The sequence below is a fragment of the Amnibacterium sp. genome (assembly GCF_051956055.1).
GTDB lineage: Bacteria > Actinomycetota > Actinomycetes > Actinomycetales > Microbacteriaceae > Amnibacterium.
In genome coordinates, this window is sequence record NZ_JBQCGC010000037.1 from 116601 (window position 1) to 141609 (window position 25009).

The 25009-nt window shown below is 74.3% G+C and carries 23 protein-coding genes and 1 pseudogene; 17 read left to right on the top strand and 7 right to left on the bottom strand.

Translation table 11 applies throughout. The annotated features are described in order from the left end of the window. Positions 1–18 precede the first annotated feature (18 nt). Positions 19–1398, top strand: coding sequence for an MFS transporter (locus ACTHLI_RS05910; protein WP_440182171.1), 1380 nt, complete (start codon positions 19–21; stop codon positions 1396–1398). Between the two features lie 7 nt (positions 1399–1405). Here the strand turns inward: ACTHLI_RS05910 and ACTHLI_RS05915 are convergent, their stop codons facing one another. Further along, positions 1406–2887, bottom strand: coding sequence for a CYTH and CHAD domain-containing protein (locus tag ACTHLI_RS05915; RefSeq protein WP_440182173.1), 1482 nt, complete (start codon positions 2885–2887; stop codon positions 1406–1408). 36 nt (positions 2888–2923) lie between these two features. On the opposite strand from ACTHLI_RS05915, the gene ACTHLI_RS05920 reads away from it, so the two are divergent. The 6 genes and pseudogenes from ACTHLI_RS05920 (at position 2924) to ACTHLI_RS05945 (ending at position 8219) form a co-directional block, all read left to right on the top strand. Beyond that, positions 2924–3853 (top strand): aldo/keto reductase, encoded by a 930-nt coding sequence (locus ACTHLI_RS05920; protein ID WP_440182174.1) that lies wholly within the window; start codon positions 2924–2926, stop codon positions 3851–3853. Position 3854: 1 nt separating this feature from the next. After that, positions 3855–3980, top strand: a pseudogene (locus tag ACTHLI_RS05925) (DUF2256 domain-containing protein); the annotation flags it as partial. Between the two features lie 15 nt (positions 3981–3995). Continuing rightward, positions 3996–4244, top strand: coding sequence for a DUF3253 domain-containing protein (locus ACTHLI_RS05930; RefSeq protein ID WP_440182225.1), 249 nt, complete (start codon positions 3996–3998; stop codon positions 4242–4244). Positions 4245–4339: 95 nt separating this feature from the next. Further along, complete coding sequence (locus ACTHLI_RS05935) at positions 4340–4858, top strand: DNA translocase FtsK (protein ID WP_440182176.1); 519 nt, start codon at positions 4340–4342, stop codon at positions 4856–4858. Positions 4859–5100: 242 nt separating this feature from the next. Then, positions 5101–5760: a DNA translocase FtsK gene (locus ACTHLI_RS05940; RefSeq protein WP_440182178.1), complete on the top strand. Its 660-nt coding sequence runs from the start codon at positions 5101–5103 to the stop codon at positions 5758–5760. 98 nt (positions 5761–5858) lie between these two features. Then, a complete protein-coding gene (locus ACTHLI_RS05945; RefSeq protein WP_440182179.1) occupies positions 5859–8219 on the top strand; it encodes a transglycosylase domain-containing protein in 2361 nt (786 codons plus the stop codon). 25 nt (positions 8220–8244) lie between these two features. On the opposite strand, the gene ACTHLI_RS05950 is transcribed toward ACTHLI_RS05945, so the two are convergent. Both ACTHLI_RS05950 and ACTHLI_RS05955 read right to left on the bottom strand, forming a co-directional pair. Then, entirely contained in the window at positions 8245–9711 is a 1467-nt protein-coding gene (locus ACTHLI_RS05950) for a protein kinase domain-containing protein (RefSeq protein WP_440182181.1), read from the bottom strand. Between the two features lie 59 nt (positions 9712–9770). Beyond that, complete coding sequence (locus tag ACTHLI_RS05955) at positions 9771–10808, bottom strand: agmatine deiminase family protein (protein WP_440182182.1); 1038 nt, start codon at positions 10806–10808, stop codon at positions 9771–9773. Between the two features lie 98 nt (positions 10809–10906). Between ACTHLI_RS05955 and ACTHLI_RS05960 the strand changes: the two genes are divergently transcribed. Both ACTHLI_RS05960 and ACTHLI_RS05965 read left to right on the top strand, forming a co-directional pair. Then, complete coding sequence (locus ACTHLI_RS05960; protein ID WP_440182183.1) at positions 10907–11782, top strand: bacteriorhodopsin; 876 nt, start codon at positions 10907–10909, stop codon at positions 11780–11782. 61 nt (positions 11783–11843) lie between these two features. Beyond that, complete coding sequence (locus ACTHLI_RS05965; RefSeq protein WP_440182184.1) at positions 11844–13163, top strand: protein kinase domain-containing protein; 1320 nt, start codon at positions 11844–11846, stop codon at positions 13161–13163. Between the two features lie 7 nt (positions 13164–13170). Here the strand turns inward: ACTHLI_RS05965 and ACTHLI_RS05970 are convergent, their stop codons facing one another. Further along, positions 13171–13659, bottom strand: a complete 489-nt coding sequence (locus ACTHLI_RS05970) for a hypothetical protein (RefSeq protein ID WP_440182186.1) — start codon at positions 13657–13659, stop codon at positions 13171–13173. Between the two features lie 218 nt (positions 13660–13877). Between ACTHLI_RS05970 and ACTHLI_RS05975 the strand changes: the two genes are divergently transcribed. From ACTHLI_RS05975 to ACTHLI_RS05985, 3 genes are all read left to right on the top strand, one after another. Next, the gene (locus ACTHLI_RS05975) at positions 13878–14393 is read left to right on the top strand and encodes a universal stress protein (RefSeq protein WP_440182187.1); all 516 of its coding nucleotides are present in this window, start codon (positions 13878–13880) and stop codon (positions 14391–14393) included. A gap of 15 nt (positions 14394–14408) precedes the next feature. Further along, positions 14409–15905 carry a carboxylesterase/lipase family protein gene (locus tag ACTHLI_RS05980; protein WP_440182226.1) on the top strand — a complete coding sequence of 499 codons (1497 nt, stop codon included), beginning with the start codon at positions 14409–14411 and terminating at the stop codon, positions 15903–15905. A 143-nt stretch (positions 15906–16048) separates the two neighbouring features. Then, the gene (locus tag ACTHLI_RS05985; protein ID WP_440182188.1) at positions 16049–16552 is read left to right on the top strand and encodes a MarR family winged helix-turn-helix transcriptional regulator; all 504 of its coding nucleotides are present in this window, start codon (positions 16049–16051) and stop codon (positions 16550–16552) included. Here the strand turns inward: ACTHLI_RS05985 and ACTHLI_RS05990 are convergent. Continuing rightward, on the bottom strand, positions 16489–17169 hold the full coding sequence (locus ACTHLI_RS05990; protein ID WP_440182189.1) for an HAD-IA family hydrolase: 681 nt from the start codon (positions 17167–17169) through the stop codon (positions 16489–16491). The genes ACTHLI_RS05985 and ACTHLI_RS05990 overlap by 64 nt on opposite strands. A 42-nt stretch (positions 17170–17211) precedes the next feature. Between ACTHLI_RS05990 and ACTHLI_RS05995 the strand changes: the two genes are divergently transcribed. From ACTHLI_RS05995 to ACTHLI_RS06005, 3 genes are read left to right on the top strand one after another with little or no spacing between them, the layout of a single operon-like run. Then, entirely contained in the window at positions 17212–17535 is a 324-nt protein-coding gene (locus tag ACTHLI_RS05995; RefSeq protein ID WP_440182191.1) for a hypothetical protein, read from the top strand. Positions 17536–17589: 54 nt separating this feature from the next. Then, a complete protein-coding gene (locus ACTHLI_RS06000; RefSeq protein WP_440182193.1) occupies positions 17590–18024 on the top strand; it encodes a hypothetical protein in 435 nt (144 codons plus the stop codon). Between the two features lie 39 nt (positions 18025–18063). Then, on the top strand, positions 18064–18651 hold the full coding sequence (locus ACTHLI_RS06005) for an HdeD family acid-resistance protein (protein ID WP_440182194.1): 588 nt from the start codon (positions 18064–18066) through the stop codon (positions 18649–18651). Between the two features lie 12 nt (positions 18652–18663). On the opposite strand, the gene ACTHLI_RS06010 is transcribed toward ACTHLI_RS06005, so the two are convergent. Beyond that, complete coding sequence (locus ACTHLI_RS06010) at positions 18664–19578, bottom strand: hypothetical protein (protein WP_440182196.1); 915 nt, start codon at positions 19576–19578, stop codon at positions 18664–18666. Positions 19579–19622: 44 nt separating this feature from the next. After that, on the bottom strand, positions 19623–23108 hold the full coding sequence (locus ACTHLI_RS06015) for a TM0106 family RecB-like putative nuclease (RefSeq protein WP_440182198.1): 3486 nt from the start codon (positions 23106–23108) through the stop codon (positions 19623–19625). A gap of 105 nt (positions 23109–23213) precedes the next feature. Between ACTHLI_RS06015 and ACTHLI_RS06020 the strand changes: the two genes are divergently transcribed. Together ACTHLI_RS06020 and ACTHLI_RS06025 are read left to right on the top strand one after the other, a co-directional pair. Continuing rightward, positions 23214–24203 (top strand): ATP-binding cassette domain-containing protein, encoded by a 990-nt coding sequence (locus ACTHLI_RS06020; RefSeq protein ID WP_440182200.1) that lies wholly within the window; start codon positions 23214–23216, stop codon positions 24201–24203. Further along, positions 24200–25006, top strand: a complete 807-nt coding sequence (locus ACTHLI_RS06025; protein ID WP_440182202.1) for an ABC transporter permease — start codon at positions 24200–24202, stop codon at positions 25004–25006. Before ACTHLI_RS06020 ends, ACTHLI_RS06025 begins: the two co-directional genes overlap by 4 nt. Positions 25007–25009: the final 3 nt, after the last annotated feature.

The window sequence follows — 25009 nt, forward strand, 5'->3', positions numbered from 1 at the left end:
TCACCCGATACTGGGGTCGTGACCACCGACCTGCGCGCGCCTGGCGTGCAGGGCCGCATGCTCGCCGCGGCGGTGCTCGCGTCGTTCGTGTCGTTCCTCGACGGCTCCATCACGAACATCGCGCTGCCTGCCATCCAGCGGGACCTCGGCGGCGGGGTCGTCACGCAGCAGTGGGTCGTCGACGGCTACCTGCTCACCGTGTCCGCGTTCATCCTGCTGTCCGGCGCCGTCTCGGACGCGCTCGGCCGCCTCCGCGTCCTCCGGGTCGCGCTCGTGGCCTTCGCCGCGACGAGCCTGCTCTGCGCGGTCGCCCCCAGCGCCGGGGTCCTGATCGCCGCCCGGCTGCTGCAGGGCGTCGCGGGCGCGCTGCTGGTCCCCGGCTCGCTCGGACTGATCATCGCGAGCTTCCAGGGGCAGGCGCAGTCGAAGGCGATCGGGCGGTGGACGGCCTGGACCAGCGTGTCGCAGCTGTTCGGCCCGGTGGTCGGAGGGCTCCTCGTCGACTCGCTGGGCTGGCGCAGCGTGTTCGTGATCGGTCTGTTCCCCGCGGCCGCGTCGATGCTGCTGCTCGGCAGGGTGCGGGACGCTCCCAGGCGCGCGGGGCCTGCGCGGATCGACGTGCCGTCCGCCGTCCTGACGGCCGTGGGGCTCGGGCTGCTCACGGTCGGCCTGATCGAGGTCGGCGGAGGCACCCATGCGGTGCTGCCGGCCGGCGTGGCGCTCGCGCTCATCGCGGCGGGACTCGTCGTCCTCGTCGGCTTCCTGCTCCGGGACCGCCGCGCGCGCCACCCGCTCGTGCCGCCGAGCCTGTTCACCGCACGCAACTTCAGTGCGGGCAACGGGGCGACACTCTTCATCTACGGCGCGTTCGGCATCGCCTTCCTCGTCCCGGCGCTCTACGTCCAGCAGGTGCTCGGGCTGCCCGCCACCGTCGCAGCGCTGCTCGGACTGCCGGCGACCGTGCTGCTCATCCTGCTCTCCGGCCGCTTCGGCGCCCGCGCCGGCCGGCTCGGCCCCAGGCGGTTCATGACCGCCGGCCCGCTCGTCGCGGCGGGCGGAGTGCTGCTCTGGACGGGGACCGCGTTCGGCTCCGCACAGGTGGTCTTCGTGGCCGCGGGCCTGGCCGTCGCCGGGCTCGGCATCGCCATGACCGTCGCGCCGCTCACCTCCGCGGTGCTCGGCGCCGTGCCGGAGGAGGAGAGCGGGATCGGCTCGGCCGTGAACAACGCGGTCGCGCGCGTGGCCGGGCTGATCACCACCTCCTCCGTCGGCCTCATGCTCGGCGGCGCGGTCGACACGCCCGGGCTCGTCCGGGTCGCGATCGTCGCCGCCGCGCTGCTCGTCGCCGGGGCGGTGGTGTCCTTCACCGGCATCCGGGGCGGCGCCGCGGCCTCCTGAGCGGCGCTCAGCGGAGCCGTCGCGCGGACCGCTCCACCCGCAGCTGCAGCAGCGCGAGCCGCCGCCGTCCGTCCTCGGCCGCGCGACCGAGGGCGAACGCGTTGCCGCCAGACGACGTGAGCCGCTCGGAGGTCGGGCCGAGCGAGTCGAGCACGAGCGCCAGATCGCGGTGCGCGCCGAGGAGGTCCTGCAGCGCGCGGGCGCGTCGCCCGGCGCGGAGCGTGCGGCCCGGCAGCGGCGACCCGGCCGCGGCCAGCTCCTCGACGACGAACCGCGCCCGCTTCGCGGCCTTCCTGGCCCGGTGCAGCGCGTCCAGGCCGCCCCCCTCGCTGCGCCGGGCCCTGCGCCTCGCCCGCCGCACCGTGCGTTCGCCGAGCCGGGGGAGCACCGCGTCCGCCGTCGCCGTCGCATGCGGTCCGCCGGGGACGAACCCCTCGAGCGCTGCGAGCAGCCGGAGCACCTCCTGGGAGCCGAGCAGGTCCTCGGTGAGCCTCGCCGTGAGCGCCGCCTGCTCCGCAAGAGGTGCGGTCACGAGCAGCGCGGTCGCGTCCTCACGACCGGGGACGTCGCGCTCGACCGCGTCGAGCAGGCCGCGGACGGTGCGCGCGGCGACGAGGGGGTCGCGCACCGCGCCGAGGCGCCGCCCCAGCTCGCCGAGCCCGTCGCGGACCGGCTCCGCCGCGGTGCCGGCGACGGACCGGAGCGCGAGCAGCGACCGGGCGCGCCGGATGGACTTCCGCAGCTCGTGCACCCGCTCGCCGCCGTCGTCGCCCTCGAGCACGAGCGACCGGATCCCGTCGTGGAGGGCCTCGGTGTGCACCGCGAGCCGGCTCGCGAGCACCTCGCCAGCGGTCGAGGGGGGCTGCCGCGCAGGAGGGCGCTCCTCGAGTCCGAGGGCCTGCGCGATCTTCGCCGGGCTCGCGGAGTCGACCGCCCCCGCGCTCCGCAGCGCGGCGTCGACGCGGTCGAGGAGGGCCGCGCACGCACCCGAGTCCTCCGCCTGCTCCGCCTCCCACTCCCGCCAGGAGCGGAGCACGCCGGCCTGGACGTCCGTCGCCAGCACCCGGTCGTCGACGACCTCCACGCCGCCGCCCTCACCGTCCGTCACGACCACCGCCCGCCGCTCGGTGCGGACGATCGCGACGGGGCCGACGGGGCGTCCCCGCAACCGGGTGCGGAGCGCGCGCTCGAACTCGGCGGGCAGGTCGTCCGGCGCGGCCGGATCGATCGGGGCGTGCAGCTCCATCCGGCCCCTGGCGCCGCGCAGCTTCACGTGCCAGCCGTCGTCGTGGCCGCCGGTGCGACGCCGCACCGCGATGCCGGCGGCGAGGAGCGCGCGGTCGTCGGTGTCGACGTAGGTGGCCTCGAGCCGGAGCGCCGGCCGCGGCTCGGCGGCGACGACGCCCTCGAGGGTGCCGAGGTCGGGGATGCTCGCCCCCTCCGGCACCGCGTACTTCCGCTCGATCTCGAGCGCTCTCGACACACTCACAGACCCCATGGTGCCGGGCGAGCATGATCGTGCACCGTGACTGCTCTCGATCTCGGGCCCCTCGTCCTCGGCGGCAACGTGTTCGGCTGGACCACGGACCGCGACACCGGCTTCCGCGTGCTCGACGCCTTCGTCGAGGGCGGCGGCCGCGCGATCGACACCGCGGACGTCTACGTCGCGTGGCTCCCGGGCAACGCGGGCGGTGAGTCGGAGACGATCATCGGCGAGTGGATGGCGAGCCGCGGGAACCGGGACGACGTCGTCATCGCGACGAAGGTGGGTTCCCTCCCTGCCCGCAAGGGGCTGTCCGCGGCGACCATCGAGGCGGCGGTCGAGGACTCGCTGCGGCGGCTGCGCACCGACCGCATCGACCTGTACTTCGCGCACGTCGACGACCCGGCCGTGCCGCAGGAGGAGACCCTCGCCGCGTTCGATCGCCTCGTCCAGGCCGGCAAGGTGCGGGAGATCGGCGCGTCGAACTTCTCCGCCGACCGGCTGCGGACCGCCGCCGCGATCGCCGCCGCGGAGGGGCTCACCCCCTTCACGGTCGCCCAGGACAAGTGGAGTCTGGTGGAGCGGGGGATCGAGCAGGAGCTCGTGCCCGCGCTCGAGGAGCTCGGGATCGTGGAGATCCCGTACTCGTCGCTCGCGAGCGGCTTCCTCACGGGCAAGTACCGCCCGGGCACGGCGACCGAGTCCGCGCGGGCCGAGCGCGCCGGCGGCTACCTCGACGACCCGAGGAACGTCGATCTGCTCGACGTCCTGGACGCGGTCGCCGCCGATCACGGCACGTCCGTCACCGCGGTCGCGCTCGCCTGGCTGGCGGCCCAGCGCACGGTCGCCGCGCCGATCGCGAGCGCCAGGACGCCCGAGCAGGTCGCCGACCTGCTCGCCGCGAGCCGGGTCGCGCTCACGCCGCAGGACCTCGAGCAGCTCTCCGCGGCGACGGAGCCGGTCTCGGCCTGAGATGGGGCGCGACCGGTCGGGGGCGACGCCGCGTCAGGAGCGGATCTGCGCCTCCTGCGGGCGGCGCATCGAGTGGCGCGCGAAGTGGGCGCGGAACTGGGACGCCGTGCGGTACTGCAGCGACGCCTGCAGGAGGCACGGCGTGACCGCCGAGGACCGCCGGCTCGAACGCGCCATCATCGACCTGCTCGCCGCCCGGCCGGCGACCGCCACGATCTGCCCGTCCGACGTCGCGCGGGCGACGGCCGAGGACTGGCGGCCCCTGATGGAACCCGTGCGCCGAGCGGCACGGCGGCTCGTCGCCGCGGGCGAGGTGGAGATCACCCAGCACGGGCGACCCGTCGATCCGTCGACGGCGCGCGGTCCGATCCGCATCCGCAGGACCCGCTGAGGGCCGCTCCGCCCCGCTCTGGGGGCATGGCGCTCGCCGCCGCCCGCTCCGCGCCCCGCAGGCTGGTCACGGGGAACGGGGGACGACCTGTGGTGATGACGGACGGGCGGCGGGCACTGCCGCCGGTGCTGGACGAGGTCGACGAACGCCGGGTGCGGAGGACCGCACTCGTCGGGGCCGCGGCCTTCGCGGCGGTGCTCGTGGGGTTCTGGGCGTGGTGGCCGGCCGGCGTGCTGCTCGGGCTCGTCGCCGGCGGTCTCGTGGTGTTCCGGATCGGGCGGGTGATGACCGCTGCAGCGCTCGCCGAGCCCGCCGACGGGCTCCACGCCCTGGCGGGGGAGGAGGAGTTGCGTCAGGAGTTCCGCCGGCTGCGGGTGCGGCTCGGCGACGACTGGCCGGTGTTCCGGAGCGCCGCACTGCTCGTGACGGAGGCGCAGTGGGCGTCGGTCGCCGGACTGCAGCGCGAGCTGGGAATCAGCACCGCCAGCGCGCAGCACGTCATGGGGCGGCTGGAGCGCGAGGGGTTCGTCGGCCCGTCCCGCGGATCGCGCCCCCGCGTGGTCCGGCTGAGCCGCGATCGCGTCGAGGAGCTGGACCGGTTGCTCCGGCTCTGAGGGCGTTCGGACAGGAGTCCCCGAGGTTCCAGGGCAGGACCGTATCGACTGGGTAACGACGCGCCGATGGTCGGCCTAGAGAGCGCTGTGGACCATGTCGCGGCCAGGTGGCTTGGGCAAGAATCACATCGTTGTGACGACACCCCGTCGTCCGCCCCACACCGGCGATGTCGCCCGTCACGTCAGGTGGGTCGTGTCGCGTCTCCGCTGCATGCGGAGTCCGCCCGGATCGAGGAACACCCATGCCCTCAGCGCTCTCCGTTCTCCGCCAGGCCGGCGCCGCGGTGCTGCTGCTCGCAGCCGTCGCGGTGACCGCCTTGGCGCTCTACGTCTTCTGGCCGGTCGGCGTGGCCCTCGGGGTCGCGCTCGGCGCCGGCGCGGTGCTCGCCGTCGGTGCCCGCATGCAGGCGGCGGACCGGATGCAGTCGACCGACGCCGACCTCGCCGAGACGCTCGGGATGGTCGCGCAGGCGCCCGCGCCCGCGCACGCGGAGGTGCGGCCCGTCGCGCTGCCCGCGGCGGTGGCCCCCGCGCCGCTGGAGCCGGTGCTGCACGCGCAGCCCGACGTCATCTACTTCACCTCCGACGAGGACCCGGACGTGGCCGAGCCCCGCGAGGTCGTGTCGGAGACGGTGCGCGGCGACCTCGACCGGCTGAAGGCCGAGCACGGCGACGACTACCGCGACTTCGCGCGCGCCGCCCGGCTCGTGGTCTCGACCCAGTACGCGTCCGCGGCGCGCCTGCAGCGCGACCTCGACCTGCCCTACTCGCGCGCCCGGCGGCTGCTGTCCGACCTGGAGGCGCGGCACTTCGTCGGTCCCGCCACCGGGTCGCTGCCGCGGCAGGTGCTGTACCCGAAGGAGCGCCTGCCCGAGGTCGAGCAGCTGCTCGCGGAGGTCTGACCGCACGGGAGCCCGCGCTCCCTGTGAAGTCCGTACCGGAACCGTCTCGCCCGCCCGTCACGACCACGAGGAGCCCGGTGCCTCCGTACGATCCTCGGATGCCCTCTCGCCACCGCTTCGGTTCGGCCCTCTCCGCGTTCCTCGGCATGCTCGCCATCGCCGTGGTAGGCGGAGTGATGGTCGCCGTCGCGGTGACCCCGGCGATCGCGCTCACCGGGACGACCACGAAGACCGGCATCACGATGTTCGAGGACCTGCCGAGCGATCTGAAGATCACGGCCCTCGACCAGAAGACCGAGATCTACGCGAAGGACGGCTCGAAGAACGTCCTGCTGGCCTCGTTCTTCGCCCAGAACCGGCAGGTCGTCACGTGGGACCAGATCTCCCAGGTGGCGAAGAACGCCGCGGTCGCCGGCGAGGACGTCCGCTTCTACGACCACGGCGCGATCGACCCGGTCGGCATCGTGCGGGCCGCGGTGGGCAACCTCGCGGGCAAGAGCCTGCAGGGCGCGTCCACCATCACGCAGCAGTACGTGAAGAACGTCTGCGTGCAGGAGGCGGAGAACAAGTCGACGCAGAAGGCCATCGACGCCGCGTACCAGGTCTGCACGGACCCGTCGGTCGCCCGGAAGCTCAAGGAGGCCAGGTACGCGATCGCGCTGCAGAAGCAGTACTCGAAGAACGAGATCCTGCTCGGCTACCTCAACATCGCGGGCTTCGGCGGCCGGGTGTACGGCATCGAGTCGGCCGCGGAGTACTACTTCGACACGACCGCCGCCAAGCTGTCGATCGCCCAGGCCGCGAGCCTCATCGCGATCGTCAACAACCCGAGCTATCAGCGCCTCGACGTCAAGGACAACTTCGCGAGGAACAAGGCGCGCCGCGACTACATCCTCAAGGTCGAGCTGAAGAACAAGCTCATCACGAAGGCGCAGTACACCGAGGCGGTCGCGACGCCCATCGCGCCGAAGATCACCCAGGCGAAGACGGGCTGCGAGGCGGCGGGCGCCGAGGCCGGTTACTTCTGCGACTACGTGTACCGGACGATCCTGTCGAACCCGGCGTTCGGTAAGGACGAGCCGACGCGGCTCGCGAACCTCGAGCGGTCCGGCTGGAAGATCTACACCACGCTCGACCTCGGCATCGAGAAGAAGGCCCAGGCGGCCATGAACACCTACGTGCCGAAGTCCTCGTCGGTGCTGAGCCTCGGCGGGGCGTCCACCTCGATCGAGGTCGGCACGGGCCGGATCATCTCCATGGTCCAGAACAAGGACTTCAGCTACAACGGCGGCAGCCCGACCTCCACGAGCGTGAACTACAACGCGAATCAGACGCTCGGCGCATCGAACGGCTGGCAGCCCGGTTCCACCTTCAAGCTCTTCACGCTCCTGCAGTGGCTGAAGACCGGCCACACCCTGAACGAGCAGGTGAACGGCGACCCCGGCACCAAGCCCGCATCCAGCTTCACGGCGTGCGGCAAGCCGTACGTGGGCCAGGACTGGCCCGTCGGCAACGACACGACCAACGAGGGCGGCATGCGGACCGTGATGCAGGCGACCGCGCTGTCGATCAACGGCGCGTTCGCCTCGATGGCGCAGCAGGTCGACCTCTGCGACGTGCAGAACCTGGCCGAGTCGATGGGCGTGTACCCGGCGAACGGCCAGACGGACCCCACGATGTACCTGCCGTTCGTCATCGGCGGCTCGTACGGCGTCTCGCCCGTGTCCATGGCGGGCGCGTACGCGACGATCGCCAACGACGGGGTCTTCTGCAAGCCGATCGCGATCGACAAGGTCGTGACCTCGGCCGGCACGCAGCTGCCGGTGCCCCAGGCGGACTGCAAGCGCGTCCTCGACAGCGGTGTCGCGACCGCGGCCGCGTACGCGCTGCGCGGCGTGATGGATTCCGGTACGGCGAGCGGTGACAAGACCGCCGACGGGGTGTACGAGTTCGGGAAGACCGGCACCACCGACAGCGCGTACGACACCTGGATGGACGGCACGACCTCGAAGGTCACGACCGTCGCCTGGATCGGCAACAACGGGACGCTCCAGGGCAAGGGCAGGGTGAGCCTGCGGAAGGTCGTCTTCCCGACGACGCGGTGCTACACGAGCGGCATCGGCCTCGGGTCGGACGCCAGGCACTGCGTGTGGAAGGCGATCCAGACCGCGGTGAACGCGGAGTACGGCGGCGCGACGAGCTGGGCCCAGCCGGACCCGAAGTACCTGAACGGCGGCACGCCCGCCGCCCCGGCGACGAAGACGGGCACGGTCCCGGATGTGACCGGCCAGACGCCGGCCGCCGCGGAGGCCGCCCTCGTCGCCGCCGGGTACTCGTGGGCGCTGAACGGTACGATCCCCTCGTCGAAGCCGGCGGGTACGGTCGCGGCCACCACGCCCGCCGCGGGCACGGCGCTGCCCGCCGGTTCGCAGGTGGTCATCCAGTCGAGCGCCGGCTGAGGTCGAGCGGCTCGGCCGCGGGCGGTCAGGCGGCCGAGACGCCGATCAGCGGCGTGGCGCCCGAGCTGGTGCCCGACGGCGTGGGCGTGCCGGTGCCCGAGCCGGTCGGGGTCGGCGCCGGCGCGGTGGGCGTGCTGGGCGCGCGCGACGACGGCGCCGGCGACGAGGGGGTGCTGCTCGGCGCGGTGCTCGAGGGCGTGGCCGACGGCGACGGTGCGGGGGAGGACGAGCGCGGGGCCGGCGAGCTCGCGGACGCCGACGGCACCGTGTGCTGCGGCGCCACGTCGACCACCGCGGCGCCGTCCGCGGAACCCTGCTGGCGGGCGACGGCGTGCGTCGGGGCCGTCGAGGGCGCCTCGCGGTGGTCGTTCGAGGTGGTCGTGGTCGGCGCGTTCAGGTTCGCGGCCGCGGAGAGGGCGCCGCCGGTGACGGCGGCGGCGAGCGCGGCGGCCGCGACCGCGAGCACCGCCGGGAACCGCGTCCTCGGCCGCACGGCAGGGACGGGAGCGCTGATCGGCATCCCGCGGCTCGGCGTGACGAGCGGCACCTGCGGCAGCGTGGCGTCCGCCGCGCGCAGCAGGGGCACCGGCGCCAGAAGACCGGCGACCGGGGTCGGTGCGGTCTGGGCGGCGTCGGGCGCCGTGACCCTGCCGACCAGCAGCCCGCGGAGCGCCGTCGCGACGTCCGCGGCGGCAGGCCGGTGCGCGGGGTCGAGGGCGGTCATCCGCGACAGCAGGTCGGCGAGCGCCGGGGAGGCGTCCTGCGGCAGCGCAGGGGGACGGTGGAGCCTGGCCATCGCCGCCTCCGCGGCCGGACCGGGGAACGCGCGCCGCCCGGTGAGCGCCTCCAGCAGCACGAGGCCGAGGGAGTACACGTCGCTGGCGGGCCGCGGAGGCGCACCGCGCACCTGCTCGGGGCTGAGGTACGCCGCGGTGCCGAGGATCGACTCGGGTGCGGTCAGGCGCGCGCCGTCGACGAGCTGCGCGATGCCGAAGTCGGTGAGCTTCGCGGCGACGCCCGTGGGCGAACCGGCGGCTGCCCTCGGGACGAGGATGTTCGCCGGCTTCACGTCGCGGTGCACGACGCCCTGGGCGTGGAGGGTCGCGAGCGCACTCGCGACGTCGGCGACGATGCGCCGGGCGAGGTCCGCGGGCAGGGGACCGCGGGCGCGATGGAGCAGCAGCCCGAGGTCGTCGCCGTCGACGAGCTCCATCACCAGGAAGGCGCCGGACACCCCGTCGCCGTTCGACGCGTCGAGGACCGACACCACCGACGGGTGGTTCACGGCGGCCAGGAGCCGCATCTCCTGGGTGGTGCGCTGCGGGTCGACCGCCTCCGCGAAGCCGCCGCGGAACACCTTGATCGCGACGGGACGCTGGAGCCGCCGGTCGAGCCCGCGGAACACGGTGGCCATGCCGCCGCGACCCAGCTCGCTCTGGATCTCGTACCGACCGCAGAGGACGTCGCCCGGGCGGGCTTCGCGCTCAGCCACGACGGCGGAGAGCTGGCTGGGCGGGCACCCCGACATTCTCCCGCGTCGGAGGCTCGACGTCAGCCCTGAAGCGGTATCGATCCGGTCGCGATCGGCGTGGCGGGCTGCTGCTGGGTGATGCAGTGGAGGCCGCCGCCGTACGCGAAGACCGCTCTGGCGTCCACCGGCACGATGCGCCGGCCCGGGTACGCCTCCGCGAGCACCGCCGCCGCATGCGCGTCGGCGCGCGGATCGCCGAAGGCGCACGCGAGCACCGCGCCGTTCAGCACGACGTGGTTCACGTAGGACCAGTCGACGAAGCCCTCCCCGTCGCGGAGGGTCGGCGGCGCGGGCAACGGCACGATGTCGAGCGCTCGCCCCGCCGCATCGACGGCGTCCTCGAGGCTCCGGCGCAGCAGGGCGCTGACGCCGTGGTCGGGATGCCCCTCGTCGCGCTGGTCGTGGAGGAGCACGCGCCCGGGCGACGGGAACGTGGCGCAGATGTCGACGTGCCCGCTCGTGCCGAACCGCTCGTAGTCGCGGGTGAGCCCCCGCGGCAGCCACACGGCGTGGCTCGCGCCGATCGTGCGGGCGAGCTCGGCCTCCACGCGCGCCCGGTCGGCGAACGGGTTCCGCCGCGGGTCGAGCTGGACGGTCTCCGTGAGGAGCACGGTGCCCTCGCCGTCCACATGGAAGCCGCCGCCCTCGTTGACGAGCAGGGAGGGGATCACCTCCGCGCCCGCGAGGTCGCCGACCGCCGCGCCGACGAGCCGGTCCCGCTCCCATCGGCCCCACTCGTGGCCGCCCCACGCCGTGAAGATCCAGTCGACGGCGCCAAGGCGCCCGTCGGCACCGAAGACGAAGGTCGGACCGGAGTCGCGGAGCCACGCGTCGTCGAGGGGGAGCGGGACGAGCTCGATCGCCGCGTCGAGCAGGCGCCGGGCGAAGGGCAGCGACTCCGGATCCACGAGCATCGTCACCGGCTCGAACCCGGCCGCGGCGTTGGCGACGGCCGCCCAGGCGGCGGACGCCTCCTCCGGCTGCGCGGGACCGAAGGTCGGGTTCGGGCGCGGGAAGGCCATCCACAGCCGCTCCTGCTCCGCGGTCTCGGGCGGCATCCGCCATTCGCCGTGCACACCGTGATCCTGGCGCACGGGCCGGCCGGACATCGACCCGTTCGAAGGTCGATCCCTCGGAAGACGTGACATCCTGTGGCGTGCCCGCGACGAATGTGCTGCAGCCGTGGATGGTCCCGCTGACCGATGGCGAGCGGGCCTTCGTCGAGTACGGCGTCGCCGTCACGGCGTTCGCCCTCGCCGCGATGCTGACCCGGATGTGGTCGGCGCGGCGCGAGGTCGGCGACCGGTACCGGCCCGCGGTGCACGCCAGTGTCGCGGTCTGCACCGTCGCGTTCCTGTCGTACCTGCTGCTCGCGTTCGAGTTCCAGACCGGCTACCACCGGAGCCACGGGATGTGGGTGCCCGGCGCCGACGCGGTGGGGACCTGGACGGCGCGGTACATCGACTGGACCGTGAGCGTGCCGCTGCTCGTGGTGGAGGTGATCGCGGTGTCGGCGATCACCGGCCGGGCCGCCTGGCGGGCCCGCTGGATCGGCGGCACGGCGGCGGCGCTCATGGTCGTGCTCGGGTTCCTCGGCGCGGTCGTGGTCGGCGGTGGCACCGACTTCACGGCGCTGCTGTGGCTCGGTGTCGGCTCGTCGGTGTGCTTCGTGGTCGTCTACGCGGTCATCGTCACGGTGGTGCTCCGGTCGCTGCCGGTGCTCCCCGCCGCGGCCCGCGCACCGATGACCACGGCGATGGTCGTGCTGCTCGTGACCTGGTTCGTCTACCCGGTCGTCTACGGGCTGCAGGGCGTCGTGAACGGCGGCGGCTGGACCGTGGCGGAGCACCTGATGATGTCCGGTGCCGACATCGTCGCGAAGGTCGTGTTCGGCCTCCTGCTGCTGCGGGTGGCTCGGATCCGCACCGCCTCCGACGTGCTCGCCGAGGACGATCTGCACGCCGAGAGCATCTGGATCGACCAGCTCCGCCAGTCGGAGGGCGCGGCCCGCCCGGTACGATCGAGACCGTGACGCGAGCCCACCACCGGCCTGAGCGTTGAGCACCGCGTCACCGGATCGCGGCGGCGCACGCGTGGTCCTGCCCGAGCGATACCGGGTGGAGCACCTGATCGGCAAGGGCGGCACCGCGGTCGTGTACGCGGCGCACGACACCCTGCTGAACCGGCCGGTGGCGATCAAGGTCTTCACGTCCCCGACGGACTCGGCGCGCGTCCTGCGCGAGCAGCAGCACGAGGCCCAGACGCTCGCCGGGCTCAGCCACCACGCGCTCGTGACGCTCTTCGACGCCGGCGTCGACGACTCCGATCCCGACCAGCCGCACATCTTCCTCGTGATGGAGCGCGTGGACGGGCCCGACCTCGGTCAGGCGCTCCGCAGCGGCGCCCTCACGCCGCTGCAGGTCGCCTACCTCGGCCTCGATCTCTGCGACGCGCTGCTGTACGTGCACGACCGCGGCTGGCTGCACCGGGACATCAAGCCCGCGAACGTGCTGCTGTCCGGCAGGCACAGCGACCGGCGGCTCCGTGGGAAGCTGTCGGACTTCGGGATCGCGACCGTGCTCGGGGCGACCGCCGACGACGGGGAGTTCACCGTCGGGACCGCGGCCTATCTGAGCCCCGAGCAGGTCGAGGGCGGCGTGCTCGCGGGCGCGTCCGACGTCTACTCGCTCGGCCTGGTGCTGATCCAGGCCGCGACCGGTCGCGTCTCGTTCCCGGGGACCGTGGTCGAGTCCGCGTTCGCGCGGCTGACCCGTGACCCCGAGGTGCCGGACTCGATCCCGTCGCGGCTCGCCTCCGTCCTCACGGGCATGACGCGGCGGTCGCCGGGGGAGCGGCTCCCGCTCGAGGTGGCGCGGGCCGAGTTCGAGCGCTCGCTCGCGGAGCAGATCGCGAACGACAGCCCGCCGGTGCAGCCGGTCGCCGCTGTGGCCCCGCCGACACCGGCGATCGCGGACGCGCCCCCGGACCGCGAGTTCGCGCGCATCACGGGCATCGCCGCACGGCTCCTCGAGGTGCCGTCGGCCTTCGTCGTGCTCAGCGACCCCAGGGAGGAGGCGTCGGCCTTCGTCCCGGAGGCGCACCGCGCCGAGCTCGCGGCGCTCGCGACCAAGGTCCTGCTGGTCGACCGTTCCGGAGGGTGGACGGTCGCGGACGTGCGCGAGGATCCGAGGACGGCGGGCGCCGTGCAGTCGGCTCCCGTCCGCGCGATGGCGGTGCAGCCGATCCTCGACGCGACCGGCGTGCGCGTGGGCGTGCTCGCGGTGCTGGACGCGCTGCCGCGGGACTTCGGCAGCGCGGAGGCCGCGACCCTCGCCGACCTCGCGGGCCTCGTGGCGCACGAGGTGGACCTGCGCAGGGCCGTGCGGAGGGCCCTCTTCGCCCGGGAGAGCTGACCGGCGCTCAGGCGACCGCGGGACGCCCGGCGCGCAGGACCTCCGCCTGCGGGTCGAGCGAGCGGAACGAGTCGGCGATGCGCTCGTCGAGCGCCACGATCGAGGGGTGGAGCGTCTCGTCGCCCGGCACCCGGAGGATGAAGTACTCGGCGACCGACGCCCTGCGGGTGCGGTGCACCCGGACCTCGGCCTCGAATCCCCGGCCGATCTCCGAGCGCGAGGCGAGCTTCAGGGTCGAGCCGACCGAGCCGGCGAGATAGATCTCGCCGTAGCCGACGTCGTCCCGGTCGGAGGGCAGCGCCAGGGTCCTCGCGAGATGGATGAGCACCTGCTCCTCGCCGGCGTGCATCTCGGCGGAGACGCGCGGCAGCATCGGGTTGGCCTCGAGGCGGACCAGGCGCTCGCGCCCGCGCCGCACCACCGCGGCGACGCCGGCGACGGCGCCCGCGATCGCGAGCACGGCGAGCAGCAGCAGGATCATCATCTCGACGGACAAGTGAACGCCGTCTCCTTCGTGCGTGACGCGCAGAGCGGGTGGCTCGGGGGCAAACCGGCAGCGATCGTCGAGGTCGGTCACAACCGGGGGTGAACGGATGCTCAGCATGAGCGTGGCACAGCCCGCTCCGCCACGGCTGCAAGCCGTGTCGGCGCGTCCCGTCCCAGGGAGCCACCGGACGGGCGTCGCATGATGGTCGCGGGACGAGGAGGCCCTGTATGACCGACGACCGCACCGCATCCGCCCGCTCCGTCGTGGTGGGGGTCCTGCCCGACCAGCCGCTCTGGGTCGTGCAGGTCGCCGCCGAGTACGCCAGGGCGTTCGACGCGGAGCTGGTCTGCGTCGCGGCCGACGCCACCAGGTACGCCTATCAGGAGCTGCCGGACGGCTCGCTGCTCACCGCGCCGATCGACCCGGACCTCGCCGCCGTCGGGCCGATGTTCAGCGACGAGCGCCTCGCGGAGATCCGGGAGGTGCTCGCGCCGAGCGGTGTGGCCTGGTCGATGCGCGAGCTCGTCGGGCTCGCGGCGGACGCGCTGATGGAGGTCGCCGAGGACGTCGGTGCGCTCATGATCGTCGTCGGCGCCCGTCCCGGCGGGTTCCGCGGTGCGCTCCGCGCGGCGCTCACCGGTTCGGTCGCGCTGCGTCTCGCCCACCGGCAGTACCGGCCGGTCGTCGTCGTGCCGACCGATCCCGACGAGACCGACGCGGCGCTGCTCGCCGGGCTCACGTAGCGCCGCCCGGTGACGATGGGCGCAACCGCGATCGACACGGTCGTGCGGACGAGGGCCGGCCGGGTCCGGGGACGGCGCGAGGCCGGTCTGACGGTCTGGCGCGGGGTGCCGTACGCCGCGCCGCCGATCGGTCCACTGCGCTTCCGAGCCCCGCAGCCGCCGACGCCGTGGGCCGGTGTGCGCGACGCGACGGTGGACGGTCCGGTCCCGGTGCAGCCGCGCACCTCCACGCTGACCGGTGCGGGCCTCCGCACGCCGATGTCGGAGGACTGCCTGACGCTCACCGTGGCCAGGCGCACCACGGGGAGCGGGCCGAAGCCCGTCCTGGTCTTCATCTACGGCGGCGCGTTCGGCATCGGAGCCGCGACCGCGGGTGCGTACCGGGGCGAGTCGCTCGCGGCGGCGGGCGACGTGGTGTTCGTGGGGTTCAACTACCGGGTCGGTGCGCTCGGCTGGCTCGACCTCTCCGAGTACGGCACCGCCGAGGCGCCGATCGAGGCGAACGTCGGGCTGCGCGACCAGCTCGCCGCGCTCACGTGGGTGCGCGAGAACATCGCGGCGTTCGGCGGCGATCCCGACAACGTGACCCTCTTCGGCGAGTCCGCGGGCGGGTCGAGCGTGCTCACCCTGCTGTCGATGCCGGCCGCGGCCGGCCTGTTCCGGCGGGTGATCGCGGAGAGCCCTGCGATCGCGGCGGTGCACGGCAGCGAGCGCTCACGGGAATGGGCGGCCGAGCTCGTCGCCGCGCTACCCGGCGGTGCCGCCGCGCTGCGGACGATCGACGCCGAGGTGCTCGCCGCCGCCACGACGCGACTCGACCTCGCGGTGTCGGACCGCCTCCCCGCCGCACGGGTGCTCGGTCCGGTGGTCGACGGCGATCTCGTGCCCGACTACCCGGCGGAGGTGCTCAGGCGCGGGGAAGGGCTGCCGCTGCCGCTGATCGTCGGCACGAACGCCGACGAGGGCACCCTGTTCCAGCGGATGCCCGGCCTGAAGGCGACCCCGGTCAGGATGGAACGGCTCTTCGCCGCGACCGTGCCGTCGGCGAAGGAGCGGGTGCTCGCCGAGTACGCGGGCGGCCGCGGCGCGCGGGCGCTGGAGCGCTTCGTCACCGACCTGATGTTCTGGGCCCCGGCCGTCGAGGTCGCCGCGGGCCACTCCCGCATCGCCCCCGTGTGGATGTACCGGTTCGACTTCGCGCCACCCGCGATGCGCGCGCTCGGGCTCGGCGCGGCGCACGGCGCCGAGCTGGACCACGTGATGGCGCGGCGCGGCGGTCCGACGCGCCGGCTGGCGTCGCTCTTCGGGGCGGACCGGGCGGCTCGCGCGCTCACGGGGCGCATGTCCGGCGCGTGGCTGCGGTTCGCCAGGACGGGCGCGGCGCCGGACTGGTGGCCGCCGTTCGACGACGCCGATCGCCGCACCTGGGTGTTCGACCGCGAGGACCGGTCGGAGTCCGATCCCCGGCCGCACGTGCGCAGCGCGTGGGGCACCTGGCGTCCATACGGCTGACGGCTCCGGGAGGCCGAGACCGGGAGCCTCCTGACCGTCCCATGCGGACGCGCCGGACGTGGAGTACCGTCTCGGGCACCGGACCACTTCCTCGACGCCCCGCCCGGGACGCGTCGACGGGCGAGGACGCGGCGAGGAGCCCCATGCAGGATGAGCGCACGCCGCACGAGATCGCGAGCGGATCCGCCCACGCGATCGTGACCGCGGTCGACGCCGTCGAGGATGCGGAGAAGGCGCTGGACCAGCGGGTCCGCGTCGAGCTCGGGATCAACAACACCGACTTCGCCGTGCTCCAGTACCTCGACCGCGTGCAGCGCCGCGGGGGCAGCGCCCGGGTCGGCGACATCGCGGCGCGGTTCGGGGTGAGCTCGGGGAGCGCGACGGAGATCGTGCACCGGCTCACGAACGCGGGCCTCGTGCACCGCGTGCCGCACCCTTCCGACGCGAGGGTGCGGCGGCTGGCGCTGACGGACTCGGCGGCGCAGCGGCTGGACGACATCGTGGGGAGCGTGCGCGCGGACCTCGACGCGCTGCTCGACACCATCCCGGCCGTCGAGGAGGCCCGGCTGATCGAGCTGCTGAGTCAGGTGCGCGACATCTTCCGGTCCGCCTCGTCCGCGCACTCGTCGACCAGCACCCGGAGCTGATCGCCCGCGGTCTCCACGCGGACCGCGGTGAGATCCCGCGCGACGACGTCGGCCCCGAGCTCGTGCGCGGCCACCGATCCGAGCACGCCGAGCGTGGCGCACCCGGCGGCCCGCCCCGCGGCGACGCCGGCCACGGCGTCCTCCACCACGAGGCACGCCTCCGGCGGCACCCCGAGCCGGGCCGCGGCCGCCAGGTACGGGTCGGGATGCGGCTTGCCGCGCGCGGTGTCGGAGGCGGTGATCACCGCGGGCGCGTCGATGCCGGCCGCGGCGAGCCGGGCGGCCGCCAGCGGCGCGCTGCACGAGGTCGCGATCGCCCACCGGCCCGCGGGGATCGCGGCCAGCAGCTCCCGCGCGCCCGGCAGCACGGTGATGCCGGCGACGTCCTCGACCTCGAGCCGTTCGATGTCCCGGAACGCCGCCTCCGCGTCCGCGGGCGGCACGCGGGCCGCGACGATGTCGCGCGCGGGCATGCCGAGCGCGGATGCGCGGACGCCGAGGCGGACACCCCAGAGCCGCTCCCAGGCCGCCCAGGACCGGTCGACGGCCGGGGTCGAGTCGATCAGCGTGCCGTCCATGTCGAACAGGACGGCTCGGACGGCGAAGGCCACGGGCACCGACTCACCGTAGGGGAGGGGCGCACGGTGCAGACTCGCGGCATGACGGACGGACCGCGACGGGGTGCGCTGCAGGACTGGACGGCCACGCCGTTCGCCGCGGGCGGGATCGAGCACGACGTGTACCGCAGGGGCGACGGTCCCGGGGTCGTGCTCGTGCCGGAGATCCCGGGCATGACCCAGGAGGTGCTGGGGCTCGGCGACCGGCTCGTCGAGGCGGGGTTCACGGTCGCGGTGCCCTCGCCGTTCGGGGAGCCGGGAGGTCCGACCACGGGCGGCGCCGTGCTGCGCGTGCTGCCCCGGCTCTGTGTCTCCCGCGAGTTCCGGGCGTTCGCCACCGACGCGAGGCGCCCGTTCGCCGACTGACTGCGGGCGCTCGCGGCCGACCTGGCGACGCGGACGCCCGGGGCCGGGGTCGGGGTGATCGGCATGTGCTTCACCGGCGGGTTCGCGCTGGCCGCGGCCGTCGACCCCGCCGTGCTCGCCGCGGTCGCGAGCCAGCCGGCCATGCCGTTCCCGGTCGGTCGGGCGCGGGCCGCCGATCCGGGGCTCTCCGCGGCCGAGCTCGACGCGGTCGCGGCGCGCGCCGTGCAGGGCGACGTGTGCGCGCTCGGCCTCCGGTTCAGCGAGGACCGGTCGGTCCCGCGCGCGCGGTTCGACACCCTCCGTCGCCGGCTCGGCGACGCGTTCGAGGTCATCGAGCTCGACTCGTCGCCGGGGAACCCCGGCGGCTTCGGCCGGTCGGCGCACTCGGTGCTCACCGGCGAGGTGCGCGAACGGGCCGGCCATCCCGCGTTCGACGCGCGCGAACGGGTCGTCGCGTTCCTGCAGAAGCGGCTCTCGCCGGTCACCTGATCCACCGCCCACGTTCAGCGGACAGTCGGATGATGTTCCGTGAACGAGGAGGATCAGATGGTGGGCACCGAGACCGTCGAGGCCGGTCCGGTCGTGGACCGGATCCGGATGGAGCGCGGCTGGCTGATCGCCGTGGCGGTCATCGCGCTGCTGCTGGGGCTCGCGGGGCTGCTCTTCCCTGGTCCGTCGCTCCTGACGATCGCGATCGTCTTCGGCGTGTACCTCACGGCCGCGGGGGTGTACCGCCTCGTCTCGGCCTTCACGCCGGGGGCGGCAGGCGGCGGCGTGCGGCTCTTCGTCGGCGCGATCGGCGTGCTCGTGCTGATCACCGGGATCATGGCGCTCTCCGACCCGTTCCGCACGATCTTCGCGCTGGGCGTCGTGATCGGGATCGGGTGGATCCTCGAGGGCGTCGGGCATCTCGCGCTCCTGTCCGCGAAGCGGTCGGGGAGGAAGCCCTGGCAGCTCATCGCCAGCGCCGCGATCGACATCGTCGCCGGCATCGTGATGCTGATCCTCCCGGGTGCCGGCCTGCAGGCGCTCGTCGTCACCGGGTCGATCATCCTGATCGTGCTCGCCGTGGTCGCGCTGCTGAACCTGCCGTCCCGGTCCTCGATCCCGGCCTGACCGCGACCGCGCTCAGCGGGCCGCGGGCAGCGCCACGTCGCGGTCGATCCGCCCGTCGAGCCACTGCACGATCCGGATCCGGCCTCCCGGGGTGAGCGGCCGGTCGTGCTGGAGGGCGTCGACCGCGGCGCGCTTGCCTGCCGGCCCGATCGCGACCCACTCGTCGAGCCGGTCGAGCGGGCTGCCCGACCGCAGGCGTCCGATGATGCTCGACCACTCGGTGCGGTCGGCGTAGAGCCCCACCCGGGTGCCCACCCCGCCCCGGCCGACCGGCGCGGTGAACCCGGCGGCCATGCCCTCGACGACGGCCTGGTTGAAGCGCTGGTCGTCGCTCCACGTGTCCTGCGCCTCGACGTCGATCCAGAACCGGTGCGTGCGGGGCGACGGCAGGCCCGGGATCGACGCCGCGTACCGCGCCATCGCCCAGCCGTACACGTAGGCGCACGCGGGGTCGCCGTGCGCACCCGCGCATCCGCCACCGGGTGTGGCCTCCGCGAAGGCGCGAGGCACCGGCACGGTGGTGCCGTCGACCAGGTCGGAGGTGGGCCACGCCGGATGCGGCACCCACCGCAGCTGCGGCTTCGTCCACGGATCCGCCGCCATGACGTAGTAGGCGAGGCGCGGCTGCGACGAGCCGCCCGTCGCCGTCCCGGCCCACGCGAGCTCCCGCGCGATGCACGCGCTCGTCGTGCCCGGCAGCCCGTCGTTCACGCCGACGATCGTGAACGCGGGCGCCGTCGCGAGCGGCATCGTCCGCGTCGAACCGTGCGGCGGCGTGCACACCGGCCAGGAGGCGTCGGCGCCCGCGGGGACGGCCGCCGCGTCCAGCGGCGTGGGGGTGGGGCGCGGCCCCGTGGCGCGGGGGAACGCCGAGGCCACCTGCACGCCCACGACCGCGAGGAGCAGGAGCACGACGGCGACGAGCACCGCACGGATCCTGCCCGCCCCTGCGGACGCGGGCGGTGGGCGGGTCACCGCGTCAGGCGCAGGAAGCCGGCGAGCTCCGCGACGCCGGCGGGGTCGGAGGGCACGGCGTCCGCGAGCGCGGGGGAGTGCACGAGGTAGGCCGCCCACCGCGCCCGGGAGATGGCGACGTTCATCCGGTTGCGGCCCAGCACGAAGCCGATGCCGCGCGGGACGTCGGCGGCCGAGGACGCGGTGAGGGAGACGATGGCAATCACCGCCTCCTGGCCCTGGAACCGGTCGACCGTGCCGACCCGCACGCGGCTGAGCCCCTCGGCGTCGAGCACGCCGCGCAGCAGCGCGACCTGGGCGTTGAAGGGCGCCACGACGATCAGGTCCTCCTGCTCGAGCGGCTCCCGGTCGCGATCGTGGGAGGGATCGGTCCAGATCCGCCCGAGGTGCTCGTGCACGAGGCGGAGCACCGCGTCGGCCTCGGTGCGGGACTCGACGGTGTCGCCGGGGTGCGCCACCGCCACGGGGTGCAGCCCCGGCTGGACGCCCTCGAGCGATCGTTCCGCGGTCTCCGGCAGGCGCGCGCGCAGCCGCCCCTCGTAGGCGAGGTCGGAGACCGCGCGGGTGAGGACGGGGTGCATGCGCCAGGTCTCCGGCAGGAAGACGCCGAACTCGGCGGGGAGCACGTCGTGGCCGTCCGAGAGCCAGCCGAGCGCCGACGTGTCCACCGCCTCCGGGTGCAGGCCCTGGCTCACCTGGGGCAGCTGCTGCGGGTCGCCGAGCAGCAGGAGGTTCCGCGCGCTCACGCCGACGGCGACCGTGTTCGCGAGCGAGAACTGGCCGGCCTCGTCCACGACCAGGAGGTCGAGGTCCTTCCGCTCGACCTGCTGCGCGTCGCTGAAGGTCCACGCCGTGCCGCCGAGCACGTACCCGCCGTCGCGCCTCGCACCCGTCCAGAGCTTCACCCCGACCGGACGGTTCGGCTCGATCGCGGTCCAGTCGCCGACGGTGCCCGCCGACGACAGGCGCTTCCCCACGCGGTCGGCGGGCAGGCCGGCCGCGACCACCCGGTCGAGCAGGTTCTCCACCACGGCGTGCGACTGCGCGACGACGCCGACCCGCCAGCCGTGGTCGCGCACCAGCGCGGCGATCACCTCGGCGCCGACGTGCGTCTTGCCCGCTCCGGGCGGTCCCTGCACGGCGAGCGACGAGCGGTCGAGCCGGAGCACGTCCTGGGCGATCGCGGCGGCCGTCGGATCGGCGGGTGCGGTGGCCGTGCCGCCTCCCGCGAGCCGGGGCGGCGTGCGCCGGAGCAGGTCGAGCACCGCGTCCCCCGCCGGGAAGCCCGCCACGAGATGCGTGCCCCACTCGAGGATCGCGGCGCGCTGGTTGCGGGTCCAGATCGGCGCCTTCGGGGTGAGCGCCACCGGCAGGTCCTGCCACGGCTCGATCGCGACGCCGTCGCGGCGGCCCGCCTGCTCCTCGAGCACCACCAGCGTCCGGCCGTCGGGCAGCAGCCTCGTCTCGAGCACCGAGCCTCGGCCGTGCTCACCCCGCTGCCCGGCGGGGACGGGATCGCAGCCGGCCGGAGGCGGCGCGTCGTACATCACGAACACCTGCGTGTCACCGGGACCGAGCCCGCTGCCGGGCGCGAGACGGCCGACCAGCTCGATCACCCGCGTCGCCGAGACCTGCCTGCCCTCCTGCGCCCAGTCGCGAGCGACCCTGGCCAGCTCGACCACGAGCACGTCCTTCTGATCCGCCCAGTCCTCGATGGGCGCGATCTGCCGGTTGTAGTGCTCCCACCAGAAGGTCTTGTCCTCCCGCCGGTGGTACTCGATCGCCGCGGCGGCGAGCGCGAGGGAGGTCTGGTCTGGCGTGCGGTCCGCGCGGGGGACGTCGGCGATCCTGGCGAGGAGCGCGTCGCGCACCTCGTCCTCCTGCCGCCCGAGCGCGGCGTCCCGCTCCGGCTCCTCGGGGAGCGGGGGGCGCCGGGCGACACCCCGCTCGTCGGCGAGCCGGAGCAGCCAGTCCCGCAGCCCGCGGGTGGAGGCGCAGTCGTACTCGTTGTAGTCCGCGATCTCGCGCAGGACGGCGGCGGCCTCGTCGGTGCTGCCCGCGTCGACGAGCCGCCGGTACTCGACGTAGGCGTCGACCGAACCGGCGCCGGTCGTCACATCGCTCTGCCGCAGGCGGTCGCCCATGTAGAGCGGTTCGAGCTTCTTGAGCGAGTAGGACCGCTCGGAGATCCGGACGGATCGCAGCACGACCGGGTACAGGTCGACGAGCACGTGCTCGCGCAGCAGCTCGTCGAGCACGGCCTCGCCGACGCCGTGCCTGGCGCACAGCTGCTGCAGGTGGCTCCGCTCGTAGTCCGCGTAGTGGTAGACGTGCATCCCGGGGTGTGCGGCACGGCGGGCGCGGACGTACTCGAGGAAGCCGAGCAGCGCCTCCTTCTCCGCGGCGCGGTCGTGCGCCCAGAACGGGCGGAACCGCTCGCGCCCCGCGTCGTCGAGCTCCACGACGCCGAAGAGGTACTCGAGCCCCCACGTGCGCCCGTCGTCGGACCACAGCGGGTCGCCCTCGAAGTCGAAGAACACGTCGCCCGGGTCGCGCTCGGGCAGGGCGGCCAGGCCCTCCCGGTCGATGACCCTGGCGAGGACGCCCGTGCCGCCATCGGCCTCGAGCTGCAGGCGCGCCTGCAGGCGCAGGCGCTGCAGCGGGCCGACCGCGATGCCCTCCACGGGGCCGGTGCTCGCCGCGAACGCCTCGATCGTCGGCAGGCCGGCGGCCCGCAGGCGCTCGCGCTGCCGCACGGTGAGCCGCCCGACGAGCAGCACGTCGCGCGTCGCCTCGACCTGCGCGGTGCACTCCGCGCAGCGGCCGCACGCGGCGACGCCCTCAGCGCCCCACGCGATCGCGGCCGGCGCGGCGACCCGCTCGTCCACGAGGGTCCGCAGCCGGGCCATCCGCTCCTCGAACACCGGCGCCACGTCGGCGAGCCGATGGGTGGAGGTGGTCCCGTCGCCGAGCAGGAGGTGGACGTGCTCACCGACCGGGACGCCGAGCGCCTGCAGCCGCCCGGCATAGGCCGCGAGCTGCATGAGGGCGGTCACCTTCGCCCGGCGGGCGAGCTTCGTGTCGTAGACCTCCCACACGTCGCCGGTGCGGACGAGGAAGTCGGCGAAGCCGAGGAACGCGCCGTCGAAGAGCGTGGCCTGGAACACCACCTCCGCCCGGTCGCGGATCGCCGCCAGCGTGCGCTCCTGCGCGGCGGCGAGCGCGACGGGGTCGCGCGCGTCGTCCGGCCGGGGGATCTCGACGACCGCCGCACCGCGTTGCCTGCGGTACTCGTCGAGCTGCCTCGCCTCGTGCGCGTCGCCGAGCCTGGCGGCCCGATCGCGCAACGCGTCGACCGGGTCGGGCACGGCCAGGGCCCGGCCGAGCTTCGCGTCGAGCCGCCGCAGCACCGCCCACTCGCACTCGGTGGCGTTCGTGAGGTCGGTCGCGGACAGCACGACGGCGCCGCCCAGCAGGAACATGGCGGCGAGGCTACGTGCCGCCACCGACACCCGCTGTCCTGCCGGCCTCCGGCGTGTGAGCGACGCGTGAGCGGTGTGTGAGCGACTGTCGGCAGAGTGCCCGTCATGACCACCACAGCAGTGCCCGCCATCGAGGCGGACGGACTCGTCAAGACCTTCGGCGCCCTCCGCGCGGTCGACGGCGTCGACCTGGTCGTCCCGCAGGGCAGCGTCTACGGCGTGCTCGGCCCGAACGGCGCGGGCAAGACGACCACGATCTCCATGCTCGCGACCCTCCTGAGACCGGACGGCGGCGCGGCCCGCGTGTTCGGGCACGACGTCGTCGCTGCGGCGCCGACCGTCCGCGGCCTCATCGGCGTCACGGGCCAGTACGCGTCCGTGGACGAGACGCTGTCCGCGACCGAGAACCTCGTCGTGTTCGGCAGGCTGCTCGGCCTGTCCGCACGGCAGGCGAAGGCGAAGTCGGTCGAGCTGCTCGAGCGCTTCTCCCTCACGGAGGCCGCGAAGCGCCCGCTGAAGCAGTTCTCCGGCGGTATGCGGCGCCGGCTCGACCTCGCGGCGAGCCTCATCGCGCAGCCGCCGCTGATCTTCCTCGACGAGCCCACCACGGGCCTCGACCCGCGCACCCGCGCGCAGATGTGGGACACGATCCGCGAGCTCGTGCAGACCGGCTCGACCGTCCTGCTCACCACGCAGTACCTCGACGAGGCCGATCAGCTCGCGGACCGCATCGCGGTCATCGACCGCGGGCGGGTCGTCGCGGAGGGCACGGCCGACGACCTGAAGGCGTCGGTCGGCACCGCCTCCCTCCAGCTGCGGCTCGCCGACCCGGCCGACCTGCCGGTCGCGGAGGCGCGCATCCGTGCTCGCGTCGGCGTGCAGCCGGTCGCCTCGGCGGAGCGCGCATGGCTCACCGTGCCGCTCCAGGACCCCGACCGCGTCACGGACCTCCTCGTCGATCTGCGCGACGCAGGCATCCGGCTCGCCGAGTTCGGGGTGCAGAAGCCCACGCTCGACGAGGTCTTCCTCACCATCACCGGCCACGGGGCCGACACGACGGCCGCCGAGGCCGAGAAGGACGAGGTGCTGGCATGACCGCCGTCGCCACCATCGCCGCGGCGCAGCCGCGCAACGGGCTCACCCGCGTGGTGAGCCAGTCGCTCACCATGGCCTACCGGGGGCTGCTCAAGGTGCGCCGCACCCCCGAGCAGCTCTTCGACGTGACGCTGCAGCCGGTCATCTTCACGGTGATGTTCGCCTACATCTTCGGCGGCTCGATCGCGGGCAGCGTCACCGGGTACCTCCCGATCCTCATCCCCGGCATCCTCGTCCAGACGGTGATCACGGGCTCCGTGGTCACCGGCACGCAGCTGCGGGAGGACATGGACAAGGGCGTGTTCGACCGGTTCCGGTCGTTGCCGATCGCGCGCATCGCCCCGCTCGCCGGCGCCCTGCTCGCCGACACCGTCCGGTACGCCCTCGCGACCGCGATCACCTTCGTGGTCGGCGGCTTGATGGGCTACCACCGGGTGTTCGAGCACCTCGGCTGGACCGTCGCGGCGGGCCTGCTCGTCATCGTCGTCGCCTGGTCGATCAGCTGGATCTTCGCGCTGTTCGGGATGCTCGCCCGCACCGCGTCGAGCGTGCAGGGCATCTCGATGCTCGTGCTGTTCCCGTTGACGTTCCTCTCGAACGCGTACGTGGACACGGCGAAGCTGCCGGACTGGCTCGCCTGGTTCGCCGACGTGAACCCGATCTCGCATCTCGTCTCCGCGGTGCGGGCGATGGTCAACGCGCAGCAGGTGACGGGCGACGTGGGGCTGTCGCTCGTCGGCGCGGCCGCGGTCGTCGCCGTGCTCGCGCCGCTCACGGTGCGGGCCTACATGCGGAAGGCCTGAGGG

Excerpts from the sequence above, each read along its gene's own strand:
- ACTHLI_RS05935 (WP_440182176.1), top strand. The coding sequence starts at position 4,340 with ATGACGGACGGGCGGCGGGCACTGCCGCCGGTGCTGGACGAGGTCGAC.
- ACTHLI_RS05940 (WP_440182178.1), top strand. The coding sequence starts at position 5,101 with ATGCCCTCAGCGCTCTCCGTTCTCCGCCAGGCCGGCGCCGCGGTGCTG.
- ACTHLI_RS05945 (WP_440182179.1), top strand. The coding sequence starts at position 5,859 with ATGCCCTCTCGCCACCGCTTCGGTTCGGCCCTCTCCGCGTTCCTCGGC.
- ACTHLI_RS05955 (WP_440182182.1), bottom strand. The coding sequence starts at position 10,808 with ATGCCGCCCGAGACCGCGGAGCAGGAGCGGCTGTGGATGGCCTTCCCG.
- ACTHLI_RS05975 (WP_440182187.1), top strand. The coding sequence starts at position 13,878 with ATGACCGACGACCGCACCGCATCCGCCCGCTCCGTCGTGGTGGGGGTC.
- ACTHLI_RS05980 (WP_440182226.1), top strand. The coding sequence starts at position 14,409 with ATGGGCGCAACCGCGATCGACACGGTCGTGCGGACGAGGGCCGGCCGG.
- ACTHLI_RS05985 (WP_440182188.1), top strand. The coding sequence starts at position 16,049 with ATGCAGGATGAGCGCACGCCGCACGAGATCGCGAGCGGATCCGCCCAC.
- ACTHLI_RS05995 (WP_440182191.1), top strand. The coding sequence starts at position 17,212 with ATGACGGACGGACCGCGACGGGGTGCGCTGCAGGACTGGACGGCCACG.
- ACTHLI_RS06015 (WP_440182198.1), bottom strand. The coding sequence starts at position 23,108 with ATGTTCCTGCTGGGCGGCGCCGTCGTGCTGTCCGCGACCGACCTCACG.
- ACTHLI_RS06020 (WP_440182200.1), top strand. The coding sequence starts at position 23,214 with ATGACCACCACAGCAGTGCCCGCCATCGAGGCGGACGGACTCGTCAAG.
- ACTHLI_RS06025 (WP_440182202.1), top strand. The coding sequence starts at position 24,200 with ATGACCGCCGTCGCCACCATCGCCGCGGCGCAGCCGCGCAACGGGCTC.